The following is a 15,696-nucleotide window of genomic DNA, read 5'->3' on the forward strand; positions in this document are numbered from 1 at the left end:
TGTCAAGTCCTGACATAGGTTGACACCCCGCTGCACGCGGTTTGCTCGTTCAAGTTGTAGCAAGAGACGCCCGATGAACCTCATTGGGCGTTTTGTATTTCAGCGACTGATGCGGTCGCTCGCGGTTGTAGATACGGATGGACTGTTCGACCATGCGAGCGGCCTGCTTCAGGTCGGCAGGCCGCTGCAGCAAGAACTCGCTTTTGAGAATGCCGTTGACGCGTTCTGCCATGGCATTCTGGTAACAATCGTAGCCATCGGTCATGGAGCAAATCAGCCCATGGCGCTGATGGATCTCCTGGTAGTAGGTCAAGCAGTACTGGATCCCGCGATCCGAGTGGTGAACCAGCGGCTGGCGCGTGCTGCGGCCCCGCAGCGCCATCCTCAGCGCCTGGCTCACCTGCTCGGTCTGCAGGCTGTCATGCACGTGGTAGCCGACGATCTTGCGAGAGTAGGCGTCGGTCACCAGGCTTAGGTAGACGAAGCGCTGGGCGGTCGGCAAGTACGTGATGTCAGCCACCCAGACCTGTTCCGGACCCGTTGGAACAACCTTCTGGGGCCCATCCTTGAGCAGGTTGGGATGTCGCCGGAAGCGATGATGGCTATGCGTGGTCTTGTGATAAGCCCGCTGCGGCGCCACCAGCAAGCGAGCCGCACGCAGTATGTCGAACAAGCGGTCACGGCCGATCTGGATACCGGCCTGAGCCAAGGGTGAGCGCAAGATGTGCTGAAGCTTGCGCGTGCCCAAGCGCGGCTGGCGCAGGCGAGTGTAGGTCACCATGGCGCAAACCTTGGCGTCTCGCTCAAGCCGCAGGCGCTCACTGTGCTGGCGTTTGTAGTATGCCTGTCGGCTGATGCCGACATAGCGGCAGGCCCTGCTGACGCTCAGCCCTTGGACGAGCTTTTGCGCGAGGACCTGCCCGAGGGCTTTTTTACGATGCGAACCCCGTGCTCCTTCTGGATCACGTCGATCACGGCCTCAAACAAGCGAGCCTTCTCGTTCGCCTCCTTCAGCTGTACTTCCAATTCCTTGATCCGCTGCTCCGGCGTCAGTGGCTTGTCGGTTTCGTTTCCCATGGCGGTGCTGGCAGCTCTACGCGACGACGAGCCGCTCCAGTCCTGTAGTCCGTGCTTGCGTAACCATACCAGCACTGTCGAGCGCCCCTGGATCCCGTACCGCTGTTGGGCCTGCTTGTAGGTCAATTCGCCTTTTTCGACCTGCTCCACCACCGCTAGTTTAAAAGCCAGGCTGTAGTCCCGCTGAGTTCGCTTTTCGACCGCTTCCAATTGACTCTCCTTCCTGTCTGGGGGGAAAGTGTCAACCTTAGTCAGGACGGGTCACGGGCAATAAAAAAGCACCTCGGAGAGGTGCTTTTCTTTCCATCTGCCGCCAGGCCGGCCAACCGGCAAACACGGCAAGGGGTCCGAACCGGGTCGGCAAACGCACTGGGATCCGGTTCGGACTTGCATGCCATTACGGCATGCTCGATCTCACTGGCATGCTGGCCAGAGGATCTCCTGCCGGCTTACCTTCGCCTTGCTACGGCGTGTCTCGGTCGACAGGCTTTTAGTATAGGTCGGCAGCAGGGCGGGTCAACAAGAGTTTCCATCGTTTCCGTTCGGCGCCGGCGTGCCCGGCTGTCCCCGGCACGAATATGCTGCGCGCGGGTTCGCGGCCCGGCGCGGCGAACCCGCCGTGCTACGATTCCTAAAAGATCAGGATGAGACAAACCAGTGAGCCATGATATTGCAGCGCGCTTCGACGCGGAATTTGCCCCGCGCATCGCCGAGGCGATCGCCAGCCTGTTCAAGCACCGGATTCGCGTCGAGGTCATCGCGGACGACAAGCCTGGCCGGCCAGCCAGGCTGCGCATTTCCGGCGAACCCTTCGACGAGTCGCGGCGATTTTCGCATCCGTTGAACGTCTACCTGTCGTGGGACGGCCTGGAAGTCGAGGCGCTGTTCGCCACCGGCGGCGATGCGAAGTTCGAGCACTATCTGGCGGCGCTTGCCGGCAAGATTCACGCGTGGCAGATACCGCGCCAGATCGATTTCGGGTCGCGCTCGCAAGCGGATCCTACGGTACTGATCGGCGGGCTCGATTTCGAGCATTGAGCGGGTGAGTATGCCATCGGGCTATTCCGCGGGCGCCTTGCATCGCCAGGCGCCCGATGGCGATGGCGAGCGTTGGCAGTCCGGCCTCATCCGCAACTCGTGCTAAAGTGCCCTGATGCGATCCTCCGGAGGAGCATCATGGCAAACGATTCCACACAGCATCTGCAGGCCATTGTCCAGACGGCGCCCCAGGCGGGGCGCTATGTGTGGGTGATCACCCTGGTCGATTTCGCCGCACGGCAGGTCAGGCGCACGATCGTCTCCGACGATACATTCACGACATCGGATGCCGCGCGCGTGGCTGGCGACGCCCAGCTCAAGGCGATGGCGGCTGACAGGTAGCCGCCCCGTGGCGCCAGGCGCGGGAGCAACGATGAGCATGTGCGAGGCCTGCGCGCAGATCCGTCCGGGCTCGACTGGCGGTACAGGACATCCCCGGCTGCTATTGACGGATACGCAGCGCATCAAGCGGCGCGGCGAGCCCGCGATCACCTTTGCCACGTACACCTGCGCCGACTGCGGATGCCGCTGGCGGCACGAGAGCGACAAGAACGGCAAGGGCCCCGGCTGGTCCGTGCAGGCTGAAGGCTGAACGCAATTCCCGTTATTGCCCGGCAACAGGGCAAGGCGAAACCCGCGGAGGTGCGGCGCCACGAACGGCTGTACCTGCAAACCAACCATCATCTCGGGAGCGCACGTTGGACACTGGACCTTTCACCCGCTACAAGGGTTTCGATCTCTACCCGCTGATCTATCGCCACCAGGCTGAACGCACCTGGCCGGAGCGCAGGCCGGACCGCAGCTTCAATGCCTCCGTTGTGATCTGCCGCGAGGGCCATGAGCCGGGTACCGAGCGCTCGCGCGTGTTTCGCCTCACCGCGGCGCCCTGGGACAATATCGGCACCGCCCGTCGCGGCGCGGTGAAGTTCGGCGAGGACATCATCAACGGGCTGGTGCCGGGGGAATCGGTTACTGCGCTCTAGTTTTCGTGCGGCCAGTGACCACCGGGCGTATCACGGCGTCATGGCGGCGTACACCGCGTTCCTGAACCAGGCGCGGTAGTGCTCGCGCTGGCCGGGGGCCTGCATCATCCAGATCGCCACGGTCTTCTCGCGCGGGCCGACCCAGAAGTAGGTGCCGCCGACTCCGCCCCAGTAGTAGTCGCCGACGGAGCCCGGCGTGGCCGATCCGCAGGCGCTGGTGCGTGTACCGAATCCCAGCCCGAAACCGTAGCCCGGTCCCGGCAGATAGGCAGGCCCGCGCTGTTGCGATTCGGCGCGGATGGGGCCGAGATGGTCGGCGGTCGTATAGGCCACGGTCTTCGGCGAGAGCAGGCGCACGAGACGGGCGATGAATTCAACATTGCTTTGCTCGGCAGCGTCCACGTCCAGGCGCTTGTACTCATCCTTGACCAGCGATCTGCCGAACACGCCGTAGGTCAGTCCCGAGGTGTGGCGCAGCAGGTCCTGCACGGTCATTTCGCGCTGCGCGGGCCAAGAAGGCGCTTCTTATCGTTTGTCTCTTCCTTTGCCTTATCGTTGTCTTGGCCATGTCTTATCGACGCGGCCGCGATCCGGCATCGATCCGGGCCGGCCGGGCCCGATTCCGGCAAGGCGTCGCGATCATCGCATGCGCGATGTCCGCGCGTGAATCAAGGCTCACCCGGACTGGAGGCCGCGTCATGCTACGATCGCGACAAATTATTGGAGGTGGTGATGTCAAAGCACGTATTCACTCGGAGCCAGTATCTGGCCATCCTCAATGAAAGCCTGAAGAACGATCCGAGGTGGCAGCCTGGCATGGCCTTTGTTTTCCATCCCCCTGGTGCTGACGAAGCCGGCGCGACCGGGGTGGGATGCACCGGTCCTGATGACGCGCTTTTCGTCTACGCGGAAATAGAGCGCGTGGCGGCGGACCTGATCGAGGTGCGGGACCCGGAGTAGGGCAGCGGCACCCGGCGCCGGGATGGCGCGCTCGCGTCCGCAGTGCGAGATACAGGGACAGCCCCGCCGCCGACCTGCGTACAATACCGCCCCAGACTGACTCTAGCGGAACATGCCGTGAAAAAGACCGACCTCGAAAAGAACAAAGCGCTGAAACTCGCCAACAGCCTGAAGCTGTCAGCGGCCGTCCGTGCCGGGCGCGATACCGGCCCGGCCAAGGTCGATCGCCGCGAACAGCGTCGCCTCGATCAGGAACAGGGCCTGGTGCCGTTCGCCTGCAAGCTCGACGGCGAACTGGTCAAGCGCCTGCAGGCCCTGGCGCCGGCGCATGCCGGCGGCATGAGCGGCCTGCTCAAGGAAGCGCTGGAACGCGGCCTGCCGGCGGAAGACGCGGCAGGCTGATACCGGTCGGCCTGAGCCCGGGCCGTGGACGTGGGGGTATGTGATTTTTCGATCTCATGCATCTGCGGACGGCGGGACCCGGGGAGCTGAACACAAAACGCCCGCTGGATCTCAGCGGGCGTTTTGCATGATAGCGACGGCCCGCAAGGGCGCCGCCACCGGGGGATGCAGGGCAAACGAGGCTCGGCCAAATGCCGCTCAGTCCTCTTCGCCTTCTTCCGAGTCGAGGAAGTCCCGGCGCAGCAGCCAGTTCTCGATGGCCTCGTCGCAGACTTTCTTGAGCTTGTTCTTGTCCGGCAGGTTGTCGAACAATTCAAAGTTCACCAGCGCCAGGCCGGCGTCGGTGATGTAGAAAAGGCGGCCCGGCTCATCGTAATGCACGATGCGCCCGTCGATGCCGCTTTCCTCGCTGTCGGCCGGCATATCCTCCAGCTCCACGACCCGGCATGTGAAGCGCGGGCTGCGGGTGTGGGTCAGATATTCAAACTCGTCATGCATCACCTCCCCGCCCTTGGGCGTGAAGATGGCGAAGCCCCAGATAAAGCGGGGCATCGGCAGATCGGACAGATCATCAATCTCGTCCATGGTGTTCTCCCTGATTCGATAACCCGCATTATCGCTCGGCCGGGCGCCAGCACCCAAATTGTTCTGATGCGGGCGGTCAGGGGCGGCCCCGCGGGCCGTGGCCGGCCTACCTGGCGGCGCGGCAGTTGGCGGTAGACCGGCGGTGCGTTCTCGCCCTGCGTCAGGTCTTCGAGCTTGGCCTCGCTGCCCCTGGGGACCCACAAGTGGGCGCCGGGCGCGCAGCCTTCGTTCCCCGCGGTGACCGGCAGCGACCCGTCCCGGCCCGGGCCCCGGTGCCTCAGGCCAGCAGATAGCCGTTTGCCAGGGTCCGGAAGCTTTCCACCTCGGCGGCCTGCCAGGCCGCATCGTGGCCGTGTTCCTCGGCCAGGATTGCCGCCACCCGGGGCGCGGCGGCGCTGGCGGCGCCGGCCTCCAGGAACAGCGCTCGATTGCGCCGCGCCAGCACGTCCTCCACCCGCCGCGCCAGTTCATAGCGCGCGGCAAAGCGGACATGGGCGGCAGTCAGCCCGGAGCCCGGCACCAGCAACTCGTCGTTGCCGGGCAGGGCGCGCAGCATGCCGAGTTCGTTGCCGTAGTAGCGGTCGGGCGAGCCGCTGCCGGCTGGCGGCAGGTCGACCGGCAGCCCCTGCGCGCCATGGAGCGGCAGTTCGGCGGTCACGCACGGCGCGGCCCGCAGCATCTGGCGCTCGATGGCGGTCCCCACCACATCCTCGGCCATCTTGCGATAGGTGGTCCATTTGCCGCCGGTGACGGTGATCAGGCCGGCCTTGGAGACCAGGATGGTGTGTTCGCGCGAGAGCGAGGCGGTGGAGGCTTCGCCGGTGGCCTTGACCAGCGGGCGCAGGCCGGCCCAGACGCTGGTCACATCGGCGCGGGTGGGCGTGCGCGACAGGTAGCGGGCGGCGGTCTCCAGGATGAAATCGACGTCGTCGGCACCGGCGCGCGGCTCCAGCGGCAGGTCCTGGCGCGGCGTGTCGGTGGTGCCGACGATGGTGTGGCCGTTCCAGGGCACGACGAAGAGCACGCGGCCGTCGTCGGTCTTGGGAATCAGGATGGCGCGGTCGCCGGGCAGGAAGCTGCGCGGCAGGGTCAGGTGCACGCCCTGGCTGGGCGCCACCATGCTGCGCGCGTGGCCGTCTTCCATCTGGCGGATGGCGTCGACCCACACGCCGGTGGCGTTGATCACGCAGGATGCCTTCAGCTCGAAGCTGGCGTCGCCCAGCACGTCCTTCACCGTCACGCCGTCGATCACGCCGTTGCGCTGCGATAAGCCGCTCACGCGCAGGTAATTGATGGCCGTGCCGCCCACATCGAACAGCGTGCGCATCAGCGCGATGGCCAGGCGGGCGTCATCGAACTGCCCGTCGAAATACAGGTTGCCGCCGCGCAGGGGCCGTCCGCCCACATGCTCGGCCAGGGTCGGTGCCGCCGCCAGCGTTTCGCGGTGGTTGAGCCAGCGGCTGCCGGACAGGTTGAGCCCGCCGGCCAGCATGTCGTAGAGTTTCAGGCCGATGCCGTAGAAGGGCTGGTCGAACAGCTGGTAGGCCGGCACCACGAAACCGAGCGGCCATACCAGGTGGGGCGCATTGCGCGCCAGCAGGCCGCGCTCGTGCAGCGCCTCGCGCACCAGGCTGATATTGCCCTGGGCCAGGTAGCGCACGCCGCCGTGGACCAGCTTGGTGGCCTTGCTGGAGGTGCCCTTGGCGAAGTCCGCGGCTTCCACCAGCAGCGTGCGGTAGCCGCGCGAAGCGGCGTCCACCGCGGTGCCGAGACCGGTGGCGCCGCCGCCGATGACGATCACGTCCCACTTCGTCTCGCGCTCGAGGGTAGCGAGCAGGGCGGCGCGCTGCGGCGGCAGGGTGGGGATTGACTGTGTCTGCATGATTCCTTGTCTGATGCGAGTGCCCGGGGCGGGCGCTGATTGCGTGGCGCCGGTCGCGCGGTGACGGTCAGGCCGCGCTCAAGGCACCGGATGCGGCGGCGCGCCGTCTTCGCGCGCCCAGTCGCGGGCGCGGTCGACCGCGCGATGCCAGCGCCATAGCCGATACGCGCGCGCATCGGCCGAGAGATTGGGTTCGAAGCGATGCTCCACCTGCCACTGGCTGGCGATTTCGTCCTCGCCGCTCCAGAAGCCGGTGGCGAGCCCCGCCAGGTAGGCGGCGCCGAGCGCGGTGGTTTCGGTCACGCGCGGGCGCACCACGACGGTGCCGAGCAGGTCGGCCTGCATCTGCATCAGCAGGTCGCTGCGCGAGGCGCCGCCGTCGACGCGCAGTTCGGCCAGCGAGATGCCGGCGTCTTTCTGCATGGCGTCCAGCACGTCCACGCTCTGCAGCGCGATCGATTCCAGCGCGGCGCGGGCAATATGCGGGCGGCCGGTGCCGCGCGTGAGGCCCACTAGCGTGCCGCGCGCGAACGGGTCCCAGTGCGGGGCGCCCAGGCCGGCGAAAGCCGGCACCAGCACCACGCCGTCGGTATCGTCGCACTGGCGTGCCAGCGGCTCTACCTCGGGCGCGCTGTTGATGATCTGCAGGCCGTCGCGCAGCCACTGGATGGTGGCGCCGCCCATGAACACGCCGCCTTCCAGGCAGTACTGGGTGCGGCTGGCGGCCGGCGCCGTGCCGCCCAGCTGCCAGCCGATGGTGGTCAGCAGGCGGTTATGCGAACTCACCGGCTGCGAGCCGGTATTCATCAGCAGGAAGCAGCCGGTGCCGTAGGTATTCTTGGCCATGCCGGGCGCAAGGCAGGCCTGGCCATAGGTGGCGGCCTGCTGGTCGCCCGCGATACCGGCAATCGGGATTTCCGCGCCGAACAGCCGCAGCGCCGTGCGCGCCACCTCGCCGCTGGAGGGCACCACCTCGGGCAGCAGGCTGCGGGGGATGTCGAGCAGGCCGAGCAGGGCGTCGTCCCACTGGAAGGTGTGGATGTTGAACAGCATGGTCCGCGAGGCGTTCGACACATCGGTGACGTGGCGCTGGCCATCGGTGAGTTGCCAGATCAGCCAGCTGTCGACCGTGCCGAAGGCCAGCTCGCCGCGCGCGGCGCGCTCGCGCGCGCCCTCGGTGTTGTCCAGCATCCAGCGCAGCTTGGTGCCGGAGAAATAGGCGTCGATGATCAGGCCGGTCCTGTCGCGGAACAGGTCGCCGTGGCCCTCGGCCTGCAGCGCCTCGCACATCGGCGCGGTGCGGCGGTCCTGCCAGACCAGCGCGCGCCCGATCGGCTCGCCGGTCTGCCGGTCCCACAGCACGGTGGTCTCGCGCTGGTTGGTGATACCGATGGCGCGCACCTGGCTGGCCGAGACGCCGGCATCGTTCAGCACCTCGTGCGCCACCGCCAGCTGCGATTGCCAGATTTCGTAGGGATCGTGCTCGACATGGCCGGGGTGCGGGTAATATTGCCGGAATTCGCGCTGGGCGACCCGCACCACGTTGCCGGCGTGGTCGAACAGGATGGCGCGCGAGCTGCTGGTGCCCTGGTCGAGCGCGAGCACGAACTGGGGCTGGCCTTGCGATGGTCCCTGCGACTGCGACTGCGACTGCGGCTGATTTTGCGTCATGCGTTTTGTCCTGGATTCACTTTACTCTTGCCACTCTCGCGGGCGTGCCTTGCCGGCCGCCGCGGTCATTCATGTCCGATACCTTGCCCGTTAGCCATGGCCACGATGCCTCTGCCCTGTCCCGCATCGCCGCGTCGGTCGCGGCACGCAGCCCGTTCGATGGCGCCGCCCACCTGCGGCTGACGGTGGCGGGGCGCCAGGTGGGCTGGCTGCCGCGTGCGCATGCGCAGATCCTGCGCACGCAGGATGCCGTGCCGGCCATGCTGGGCGAGCCGCATGACGGCAGCGTGGCGCTGCTGCCGCGTTGCGCGGATTTCGCCACGCGCAGCGAAGCGCTGGCGGGGCTGGCGCGCTGGCTGGCCGGCGCCGGCCACGTGCGCGGCTGGCGCGACGAGCTGTTCGCGGTGACGCCGGCGCTGGACGCGCCGGCCTTCGCCACGATCGAGCGCGCGGCAGCGCGTTTTCTCGGGCTATTGACCTTTGCCTCGCACATGAACGGCATCATTGCCTGGGAGCGCGCATTGTGGATTTCGCGGCGCAGCGCGGCCAAGGCGGTCGATCCCGGCATGTGGGACAACCTGGTCGCGGGCGGGATGCCGCACGGGAGCGATCCGCTCGCCACGCTGGTGCGCGAATGCGACGAAGAGTCCGGCATTCCCCCGGCGCTGGCGCAGTGCGCCGAAGCGCACGGCGTGATCGAAGTGCTGCGCGAAATTCCTGAAGGCGTGCAATGGGAAGCCGTGTATGCGTACGACCTGTTGCTGCCGCCGGATTTCGTGCCGCATAACCGCGACGGCGAGGTGGCGGAGCACCGCCGTATCGAGCCGGACGCATTGCTTGCTATCATGGCGGATGGCGCCATGACGGTCGACGCGACCCTGGTGACGCTGGATGCGCTCAACCGCCGCGGCTGGAGCGCGCCCGGCGCACCCCGCGCGTGATCGCGCACTCCACACAACAACATACGATGAGCAATACCGGATTCATTCTCACCATCTCCTGCCCGGACCAGCCTGGCATCGTCCACGCCGTCTCGGGCCTGCTGTTCCAGCACGGCTGCAATATCGTCGATTCCGACCAGTACGGCGATGAGTTCACCGGCCGCTTCTTCATGCGGGTGCATTTCACGCCGGCCGCCGGCGGTCCCGACCTGGCTACGCTGAAGGCGGCATTTGCGCCGGTCGGCGAGCAGTTCGCCATGCAGTGGGACCTGTTCGACGCCAGCGTCAAGCCGCGCGTGATGATCATGGTGTCGAAGATCGGCCATTGCCTGAACGACCTGCTGTTTCGCGCCAAGGCCAGCGGCCTGCCGGTGGAGATCGCCGCGATCGTGTCGAACCACCGCGATTTCTACCAGCTGGCGGCCTCGTACGATATTCCGTTCTTCCACCTGCCGATGATGAACGCCTCTGCCGAGCAGAAGGCCGCGCAGGAGAACAAGGTGTTCGAGATCGTGCGCGAGCAGAACATCGACCTGGTGGTGCTGGCGCGCTATATGCAGGTGCTGTCCGACGACCTGTGCCGCAAGCTGGCTGGCCGCGCCATCAACATCCATCACTCCTTCCTGCCCAGCTTCAAGGGCGCCAAGCCGTACTACCAGGCGCATGACCGCGGCGTGAAGCTGATCGGCGCCACTGCGCACTACGTGACCGCGGCGCTCGACGAAGGTCCGATCATCGAGCAGGAAATCGAGCGCGTGGATCACAGCATGGATCCCGAACAGCTCACCGCGGTGGGGCGCGACGTGGAATGCGTGGCGCTGGCGCGTGCCGTCAAATGGCATGCCGAGCACCGCATCCTGCTCAACGGCCACAAGACCGTCGTCTTCAAGTAAGGCCTTCACCGGGTGCCGGGCGCCAGCCGCGCCGGCACCGCCTCGCCCGCGGGGCAGCGGGCCCGCCCGCCTGCCTTGCTCACGCCTCGGCGACCACACAGCTCACTCCGCTTTCTTCCAGCATGCGTTCGAACGGCGGCTTGGGCGGCTCGTCGGTGAACAGCCGGTCGATTTCCGAAAAACGTGCCAGTTCCACCATGGCCTGCCGGTTGAACTTGCTGGCATCGGCCGCCAGCCAGACCTCGCGCGAATGCTCGATGATGGTCCGCGCCACCTTGACTTCGCGGAAGTCGTAGTCGCGCAGCGTGCCGTCGGCCTCGATGCCCGAGATGCCGATCAGGCCGATATCCACCTTGAACTGGCTGATGAACTCCACCGTGGCCTCGCCCACGATGCCGCGGTCGCGCGAGCGCAGCACGCCGCCGGCCACGATGACCTCGCAATCGGGGTTGTCGGCCAGGATGCTGGCCACGTTCAGGTTGTTGGTGATCACGCGCAGGCCACGGTGATGCATCAGCGCACGGGCGATTTCCTCGACCGTGGTGCCGATATTCAGGATCAGTGAACACCCCTCCGGCACGGCGTTGGCCACCGCGCGCGCAATGCGCGCCTTGCCCTCGGCATTGAGCACCTGGCGCTGGCGGTAGGCGATGTTCTCCACCGTCGAGCCCTCCACCCGCACGCCGCCGTGAAAGCGCGCCAGCATGCCGTTTTCGGCCAGCAGGTTGACGTCGCGCCGCACGGTCTGCAGGGTCACGCCGAACTTGCGCGCGAGTTCGTCGATGGAAGCGAAGCCCTGGGTGCGTACCTCTTCGAGCAGGGCGGTCTGGCGGGGATTTAGGGTCATGTCGGCATTCTAGTTCAAACAGAAACGAAAACAAATGATGCACTGCACGATTGTTTTATGTTCGTTTCTTTGCTAAAACGAGCGGAAAGCAAAGTTTTGTGCGTCTGCATCATGACTGTTGGTGTGATGTAAAAAGCATAACGAATTCGGAGACCCGATGCAGCTCAGATTGGAAGGCATCGCCCAGCATGCAGGTTCGCAGGCGTATCTGTATCCCATGTCGCTGTCGCCCGTACCGGGCGCCGTGACCATCCTGCTCGGTGCCACCCAGGCCGGCAAGACTTCGCTGATGCGGGTCATGGCGGGGCTGGACCGGCCCAGCGCCGGCCGCGTAGAGGTGGACGGCGTGAATGTGACCGGCATGCCGGTGCGAGAGCGCAACGTCTCGATGGTCTACCAGCAGTTCATCAACTATCCCTCCCTCACCGTCTTCGACAATATCGCCTCGCCGCTCAAGCTGCGCCGCGCGAAGGATATCGGTGCCCAGGTGCGTGCGCTGGCGGGCCGGTTGCATATCGAACACCTGCTCGACCGCTTTCCCGCCGAGCTGTCCGGCGGCCAGCAGCAACGCGTGGCACTGGCCCGCGCGCTGGCCAAGGGCGCGCCCCTGATGCTGCTGGACGAGCCCCTGGTCAACCTGGACTACAAGCTGCGCGAGGAGTTGCGCGAGGAACTCACGCAGTTGTTCGCGCATGGCAACGCCACCGTGATCTACGCCACCACCGAGCCCGCGGAGGCGCTGCTGCTGGGCGGCCATACCGCAGTGCTGGATGCCGGCGAGCTGCTGCAGTACGGCCCCACGCCCGAGGTCTTTCACTATCCCGCCTCGCTGCGCGTGGCGCGCGCCTTCAGCGATCCGCCGATGAACCTGATGTCCGGCACCCTGCTGGGCGGTGCGGTCACGCTGGCGGGCGGCATTGCCATCCCGTTGCCGGACGCGGCCCGGCATGCGGGCACGGTCACGGTCGGCGTGCGGGCCGGCGCGTTGCGGCTGGAAGCGGTGCCGGGCTCGGTGCCGGTGGCGGGCCGGGTGGCGCTGGCGGAGCTGTCCGGCTCGGATACCTTCGTGCATATGGATTCGCCGGTCGGCAACCTGGTGGCGCAGTTCCCCGGCGTGGTCGACCTGGAACTCGGCGCGCCCCTCACGCTGCATCTCGATCCCGCCCAGCTTTATCTGTTCGACGCCACCGGCATGCGCATCCACGCGCCCAGGCGGCCGGGCCGGGTGGCGCCCGCCCTTGCCGAGATGGGAGTCTGAGATGGCACGCATCGACCTCGATCTCGCCCATTCCTACCGGCCCGACCCGCAGTCGGACGAAGACTATGCGCTGATGCCGTTGAAGTTCACCTTTGACGACGGCGGCGCCTATGCCTTGCTCGGCCCCTCCGGCTGCGGCAAGACGACCTTGCTCAACTGCATTTCCGGCCTGCTGCGGCCTTCGCACGGCACCATCTCCTTCGATGGCCGCGACGTGACCGCGGCCACGCCGCAGGCGCGCAATATTGCCCAGGTGTTCCAGTTTCCGGTGATCTACGACACCATGACCGTGGGCGAGAATCTCGCCTTTCCGCTGCGCAACCGCGGCGTGTCCGCCGCCCAGGTCAAGGAGCGCGTCGGCCGCGTGGCCGAGATGCTGGACCTGTCCTCCGCGCTGGACCGCCGTGCCAGCGGGCTGGCGGCCGACGCCAAGCAGAAGATCTCGCTCGGCCGCGGGCTGGTGCGCCAGGACGTGTCGGCGATCCTGTTCGACGAGCCGCTGACGGTGATCGACCCCCACCTGAAATGGCAGTTGCGCCGCAAGCTCAAGGAAATCCATCACGAATTCCGGCTGACCCTGATCTACGTCACCCATGACCAGACCGAGGCGCTCACGTTCGCCGAACAGGTGCTGGTGATGTCGCGCGGCAAGGCGGTGCAGGTAGGCTCGGCGGATGCCCTGTTCGAGCGGCCCGAGCATACCTTCGTCGGCAACTTCATCGGCTCGCCGGGCATGAATTTCCTGGCGGGACATTGGCGCGACGGTGCCATCGAGATTGCCGGGCGGCGCTACATGCCCGAACTGGCGCCGGCCACCGCGCAGGCCCTGCAGGCCGCCGGCACGTTCAAGGTGGGGGTGCGTCCCGAGTACCTGCGGCTGGCCGCCAGCACCGATCCCCAGGCCGTGCCGGTGCGCGTCGAGCGCGCGCAGGATATCGGCACCTACTGGCTGGTCACCGCCACCTTGCGGGATGGCGGGGACAGCGGCGCCGGCGAGGCCTCTATCGTGCGCGGCCGGCTCGGCGCCGAAGCGGCGGCGCTGCGGGCGGGCGAGACCGTCTGGCTGTCCGCTTTCAACCGTCATACCTGTTACTACGTCAACGAGGAGCTGGTGGCATGAGCACGCTGAAGCCCGTCAACCAGAAGGCCTGGCTGCTGGTGATCCCGGTGGTCCTGTGCGTGGCGTTCTCCGCCATCCTGCCGCTGATGACCATTGTCAATTACTCGGTGCAGGACATCATCTCGCCGGAGCGGCGCGTGTTCGTCGGCACCGAGTGGTTCCGCACCGTACTGCGCGACGGCGAACTGCACGATGCGCTGCTGCGCCAGCTCGGTTTTTCGCTGTCGGTGCTGGCGGTGGAGATTCCAATGGGCATCCTGCTGGCGCTGTCGATGCCGGCCAAGGGATGGAAGGCGTCGGCGGTGCTGGTGGTGATCGCGCTGTCGCTGCTGATCCCGTGGAACGTGGTCGGCACCATCTGGCAGATTTTTGGCCGTACCGATATCGGGCTGCTCGGCGCCGCGCTGTCCGGCATGGGCTTCGACTACAACTACACCGGCAGCGCGGTGGACGCCTGGGTCACGGTGCTGGTGATGGACGTGTGGCACTGGACGCCGCTGGTGGCGCTGCTGTGCTATGCCGGCCTGCGCGCGATTCCCGATGCCTACTACCAGGCGGCCCAGATCGATGGCGCCTCGCGCCTGGCGGTGTTCCGCTACATCCAGCTGCCCAAGCTGCGCGGCGTGCTGATGATCGCGGTGCTGCTGCGCTTCATGGACAGCTTCATGATCTATACCGAGCCCTTCGTGCTGACCGGCGGCGGGCCCGGCAATGCCACCACGTTCCTGTCGCAATACCTGACGCAGAAGGCGGTGGGGCAATTCGACCTCGGGCCGGCCGCTGCATTCTCCATCGTCTATTTCCTGATCATCCTGCTCATGTGCTTCATTCTCTATAACTGGATGCAGCGCGCGGGCACCGCCGGCAGCGAGGACATGCCCCATGCGTGAAGCCAAACAGAGCGCGACATACTGGCGCGCACTCTTCCTGGTGGCGTACCTGGTCTTTGCCATCCTGCCGATCTACTGGATGCTGAACATGTCGTTCAAGTCCAACGAGGAGATCGTCTCGACGCTGTCGCTGCTGCCAAACGATTTCACGCTGGAGCACTACAGGACCATCTTCACCGACCCATCCTGGTACTCGGGCTATATCAACTCGATGATCTATGTGGCGATGAACACCGTGATCTCGATCACGGTGGCGCTGCCCGCGGCCTATGCGTTTTCACGCTACCGGTTCATCGGCGACAAGCATGTCTTCTTCTGGCTGCTGACCAACCGCATGACGCCGCCGGCGGTGTTCCTGCTGCCGTTCTTCCAGCTCTACACCACCGTCGGGCTGATGGATACCCACCTTGGCGTGGCGCTGGCGCACCTGGTGTTCAACGTGCCGCTGGCGGTGTGGATCCTGGAGGGCTTCATGTCGGGCGTGCCGCGCGAGATCGACGAGACCGCCTATGTGGACGGCTACTCGTTCCCGCGTTTCTTCCTCACCATCTTCCTGCCGCTCATCAAGGCAGGCGTGGGGGTGGCCGCGTTCTTCTGCTTCATGTTCAGCTGGGTGGAGCTGCTGCTGGCGCGTACGCTGACGTCGGTCAACGCCAAGCCCATCGTCGCCACCATGACGCGCACCGTGTCCGCCTCCGGCATGGACTGGGGCGTGCTGGCCGCGGCCGGCGTGCTGACCATCGTCCCGGGCGGCATCGTGATCTGGTTTGTACGGCACTACATCGCGAAGGGTTTCGCGATGGGCCGCGTGTAAGGAGAGGAGAGCCATGCTCAACTGGATGGTTTGGACCACGCCGGTGGCCGTGTTCTTTATCAGCGTGGTGGCGATGCTGATCGGCATGACGGTGTGGGAGAGCCGGGCGCCGACGACGGAGCGCAAGGGCTTCCTGCCCATCGCCACCACGCGCGGCGACCGGCTGTTCATCGGCCTGATGTGCGCCGCCTGGATCAACCTGGCCTGGGTGGGCCTGGGCGAGCAGATGGTGGCGTGGTTCTCGCTGGCCGAGGAGCCTTCGATCTGGATCAGCTTCGTGGTCTCGATGCTGGCGCTGGCGCTGGTGATGCGCAAGGGCTGAAGAAAGCCGGCAA

Annotated in this window: 19 protein-coding genes; 13 read left to right on the forward strand and 6 right to left on the reverse strand. The window is 66.2% G+C overall.

All coding sequences use genetic code 11. From position 1 onward, the window contains the following. Positions 1–49 precede the first annotated feature (49 nt). A protein-coding gene (locus tag AC3FOF_RS04630; protein ID WP_488725926.1) for an IS3 family transposase occupies positions 50–1,287 on the reverse strand; the annotation gives its coding sequence in 2 pieces (ribosomal slippage) (positions 50–936 and positions 936–1,287; 1,239 coding nt in all). A 447-nt stretch (positions 1,288–1,734) separates the two neighbouring features. On the opposite strand from AC3FOF_RS04630, the gene AC3FOF_RS04635 reads away from it, so the two are divergent. From AC3FOF_RS04635 to AC3FOF_RS04650, 4 genes are all read left to right on the forward strand, one after another. Next, entirely contained in the window at positions 1,735–2,115 is a 381-nt protein-coding gene (locus AC3FOF_RS04635; RefSeq protein ID WP_276266841.1) for a DUF5594 family protein, read from the forward strand. Between the two features lie 138 nt (positions 2,116–2,253). Beyond that, positions 2,254–2,457 carry a hypothetical protein gene (locus tag AC3FOF_RS04640; RefSeq protein ID WP_017226223.1) on the forward strand — a complete coding sequence of 68 codons (204 nt, stop codon included), beginning with the start codon at positions 2,254–2,256 and terminating at the stop codon, positions 2,455–2,457. Between the two features lie 31 nt (positions 2,458–2,488). Beyond that, positions 2,489–2,707 carry a hypothetical protein gene (locus tag AC3FOF_RS04645; protein ID WP_035810373.1) on the forward strand — a complete coding sequence of 73 codons (219 nt, stop codon included), beginning with the start codon at positions 2,489–2,491 and terminating at the stop codon, positions 2,705–2,707. A gap of 106 nt (positions 2,708–2,813) precedes the next feature. After that, the gene (locus AC3FOF_RS04650; RefSeq protein WP_017226225.1) at positions 2,814–3,098 is read left to right on the forward strand and encodes a hypothetical protein; all 285 of its coding nucleotides are present in this window, start codon (positions 2,814–2,816) and stop codon (positions 3,096–3,098) included. A gap of 30 nt (positions 3,099–3,128) precedes the next feature. On the opposite strand, the gene AC3FOF_RS04655 is transcribed toward AC3FOF_RS04650, so the two are convergent. Then, positions 3,129–3,593 carry a ubiquitin family protein gene (locus AC3FOF_RS04655; RefSeq protein ID WP_488725927.1) on the reverse strand — a complete coding sequence of 155 codons (465 nt, stop codon included), beginning with the start codon at positions 3,591–3,593 and terminating at the stop codon, positions 3,129–3,131. Between the two features lie 237 nt (positions 3,594–3,830). On the opposite strand from AC3FOF_RS04655, the gene AC3FOF_RS04660 reads away from it, so the two are divergent. Both AC3FOF_RS04660 and AC3FOF_RS04665 read left to right on the forward strand, forming a co-directional pair. Next, a complete protein-coding gene (locus AC3FOF_RS04660; protein WP_017226227.1) occupies positions 3,831–4,058 on the forward strand; it encodes a hypothetical protein in 228 nt (75 codons plus the stop codon). A gap of 117 nt (positions 4,059–4,175) precedes the next feature. Beyond that, positions 4,176–4,460, forward strand: coding sequence for a hypothetical protein (locus tag AC3FOF_RS04665; RefSeq protein ID WP_017226228.1), 285 nt, complete (start codon positions 4,176–4,178; stop codon positions 4,458–4,460). Positions 4,461–4,658: 198 nt separating this feature from the next. On the opposite strand, the gene AC3FOF_RS04670 is transcribed toward AC3FOF_RS04665, so the two are convergent. From AC3FOF_RS04670 to glpK, 3 genes are all read right to left on the reverse strand, one after another. Beyond that, positions 4,659–5,045: a hypothetical protein gene (locus AC3FOF_RS04670; RefSeq protein WP_017226229.1), complete on the reverse strand. Its 387-nt coding sequence runs from the start codon at positions 5,043–5,045 to the stop codon at positions 4,659–4,661. 277 nt (positions 5,046–5,322) lie between these two features. After that, positions 5,323–6,927 (reverse strand): glycerol-3-phosphate dehydrogenase/oxidase, encoded by a 1,605-nt coding sequence (locus AC3FOF_RS04675; RefSeq protein ID WP_276266840.1) that lies wholly within the window; start codon positions 6,925–6,927, stop codon positions 5,323–5,325. A 78-nt stretch (positions 6,928–7,005) separates the two neighbouring features. Further along, on the reverse strand, positions 7,006–8,598 hold the full coding sequence (glpK, locus tag AC3FOF_RS04680; protein WP_488725928.1) for a glycerol kinase GlpK: 1,593 nt from the start codon (positions 8,596–8,598) through the stop codon (positions 7,006–7,008). A gap of 71 nt (positions 8,599–8,669) precedes the next feature. Between glpK and AC3FOF_RS04685 the strand changes: the two genes are divergently transcribed. Together AC3FOF_RS04685 and purU are read left to right on the forward strand one after the other, a co-directional pair. Then, positions 8,670–9,539 (forward strand): NUDIX hydrolase, encoded by an 870-nt coding sequence (locus tag AC3FOF_RS04685; protein ID WP_488725929.1) that lies wholly within the window; start codon positions 8,670–8,672, stop codon positions 9,537–9,539. 26 nt (positions 9,540–9,565) lie between these two features. After that, positions 9,566–10,432 (forward strand): formyltetrahydrofolate deformylase, encoded by an 867-nt coding sequence (gene purU, locus AC3FOF_RS04690; RefSeq protein WP_017231122.1) that lies wholly within the window; start codon positions 9,566–9,568, stop codon positions 10,430–10,432. A gap of 79 nt (positions 10,433–10,511) precedes the next feature. On the opposite strand, the gene AC3FOF_RS04695 is transcribed toward purU, so the two are convergent. Continuing rightward, positions 10,512–11,279 (reverse strand): DeoR/GlpR family DNA-binding transcription regulator, encoded by a 768-nt coding sequence (locus tag AC3FOF_RS04695; protein ID WP_488725930.1) that lies wholly within the window; start codon positions 11,277–11,279, stop codon positions 10,512–10,514. Positions 11,280–11,436: 157 nt separating this feature from the next. Here AC3FOF_RS04695 and AC3FOF_RS04700 point away from each other — a divergent pair, with 157 nt between their 5' ends. From AC3FOF_RS04700 to AC3FOF_RS04720, 5 genes are read left to right on the forward strand one after another with little or no spacing between them, the layout of a single operon-like run. Beyond that, on the forward strand, positions 11,437–12,537 hold the full coding sequence (locus tag AC3FOF_RS04700; protein WP_017231121.1) for an ABC transporter ATP-binding protein: 1,101 nt from the start codon (positions 11,437–11,439) through the stop codon (positions 12,535–12,537). 1 nt (position 12,538) lies between these two features. After that, positions 12,539–13,657 (forward strand): ABC transporter ATP-binding protein, encoded by a 1,119-nt coding sequence (locus tag AC3FOF_RS04705; protein ID WP_017231120.1) that lies wholly within the window; start codon positions 12,539–12,541, stop codon positions 13,655–13,657. Positions 13,658–13,662: 5 nt separating this feature from the next. Then, a complete protein-coding gene (locus AC3FOF_RS04710) occupies positions 13,663–14,547 on the forward strand; it encodes a carbohydrate ABC transporter permease (protein WP_276266843.1) in 885 nt (294 codons plus the stop codon). Next, positions 14,540–15,361, forward strand: a complete 822-nt coding sequence (locus tag AC3FOF_RS04715) for a carbohydrate ABC transporter permease (RefSeq protein WP_017231118.1) — start codon at positions 14,540–14,542, stop codon at positions 15,359–15,361. The genes AC3FOF_RS04710 and AC3FOF_RS04715 overlap by 8 nt, the downstream gene beginning before the upstream one ends. A gap of 13 nt (positions 15,362–15,374) precedes the next feature. After that, on the forward strand, positions 15,375–15,683 hold the full coding sequence (locus AC3FOF_RS04720; protein ID WP_017231117.1) for a DUF2160 domain-containing protein: 309 nt from the start codon (positions 15,375–15,377) through the stop codon (positions 15,681–15,683). Positions 15,684–15,696 lie beyond the last annotated feature (13 nt).

This window comes from Cupriavidus sp. 96C5-1 (assembly GCF_057798855.1).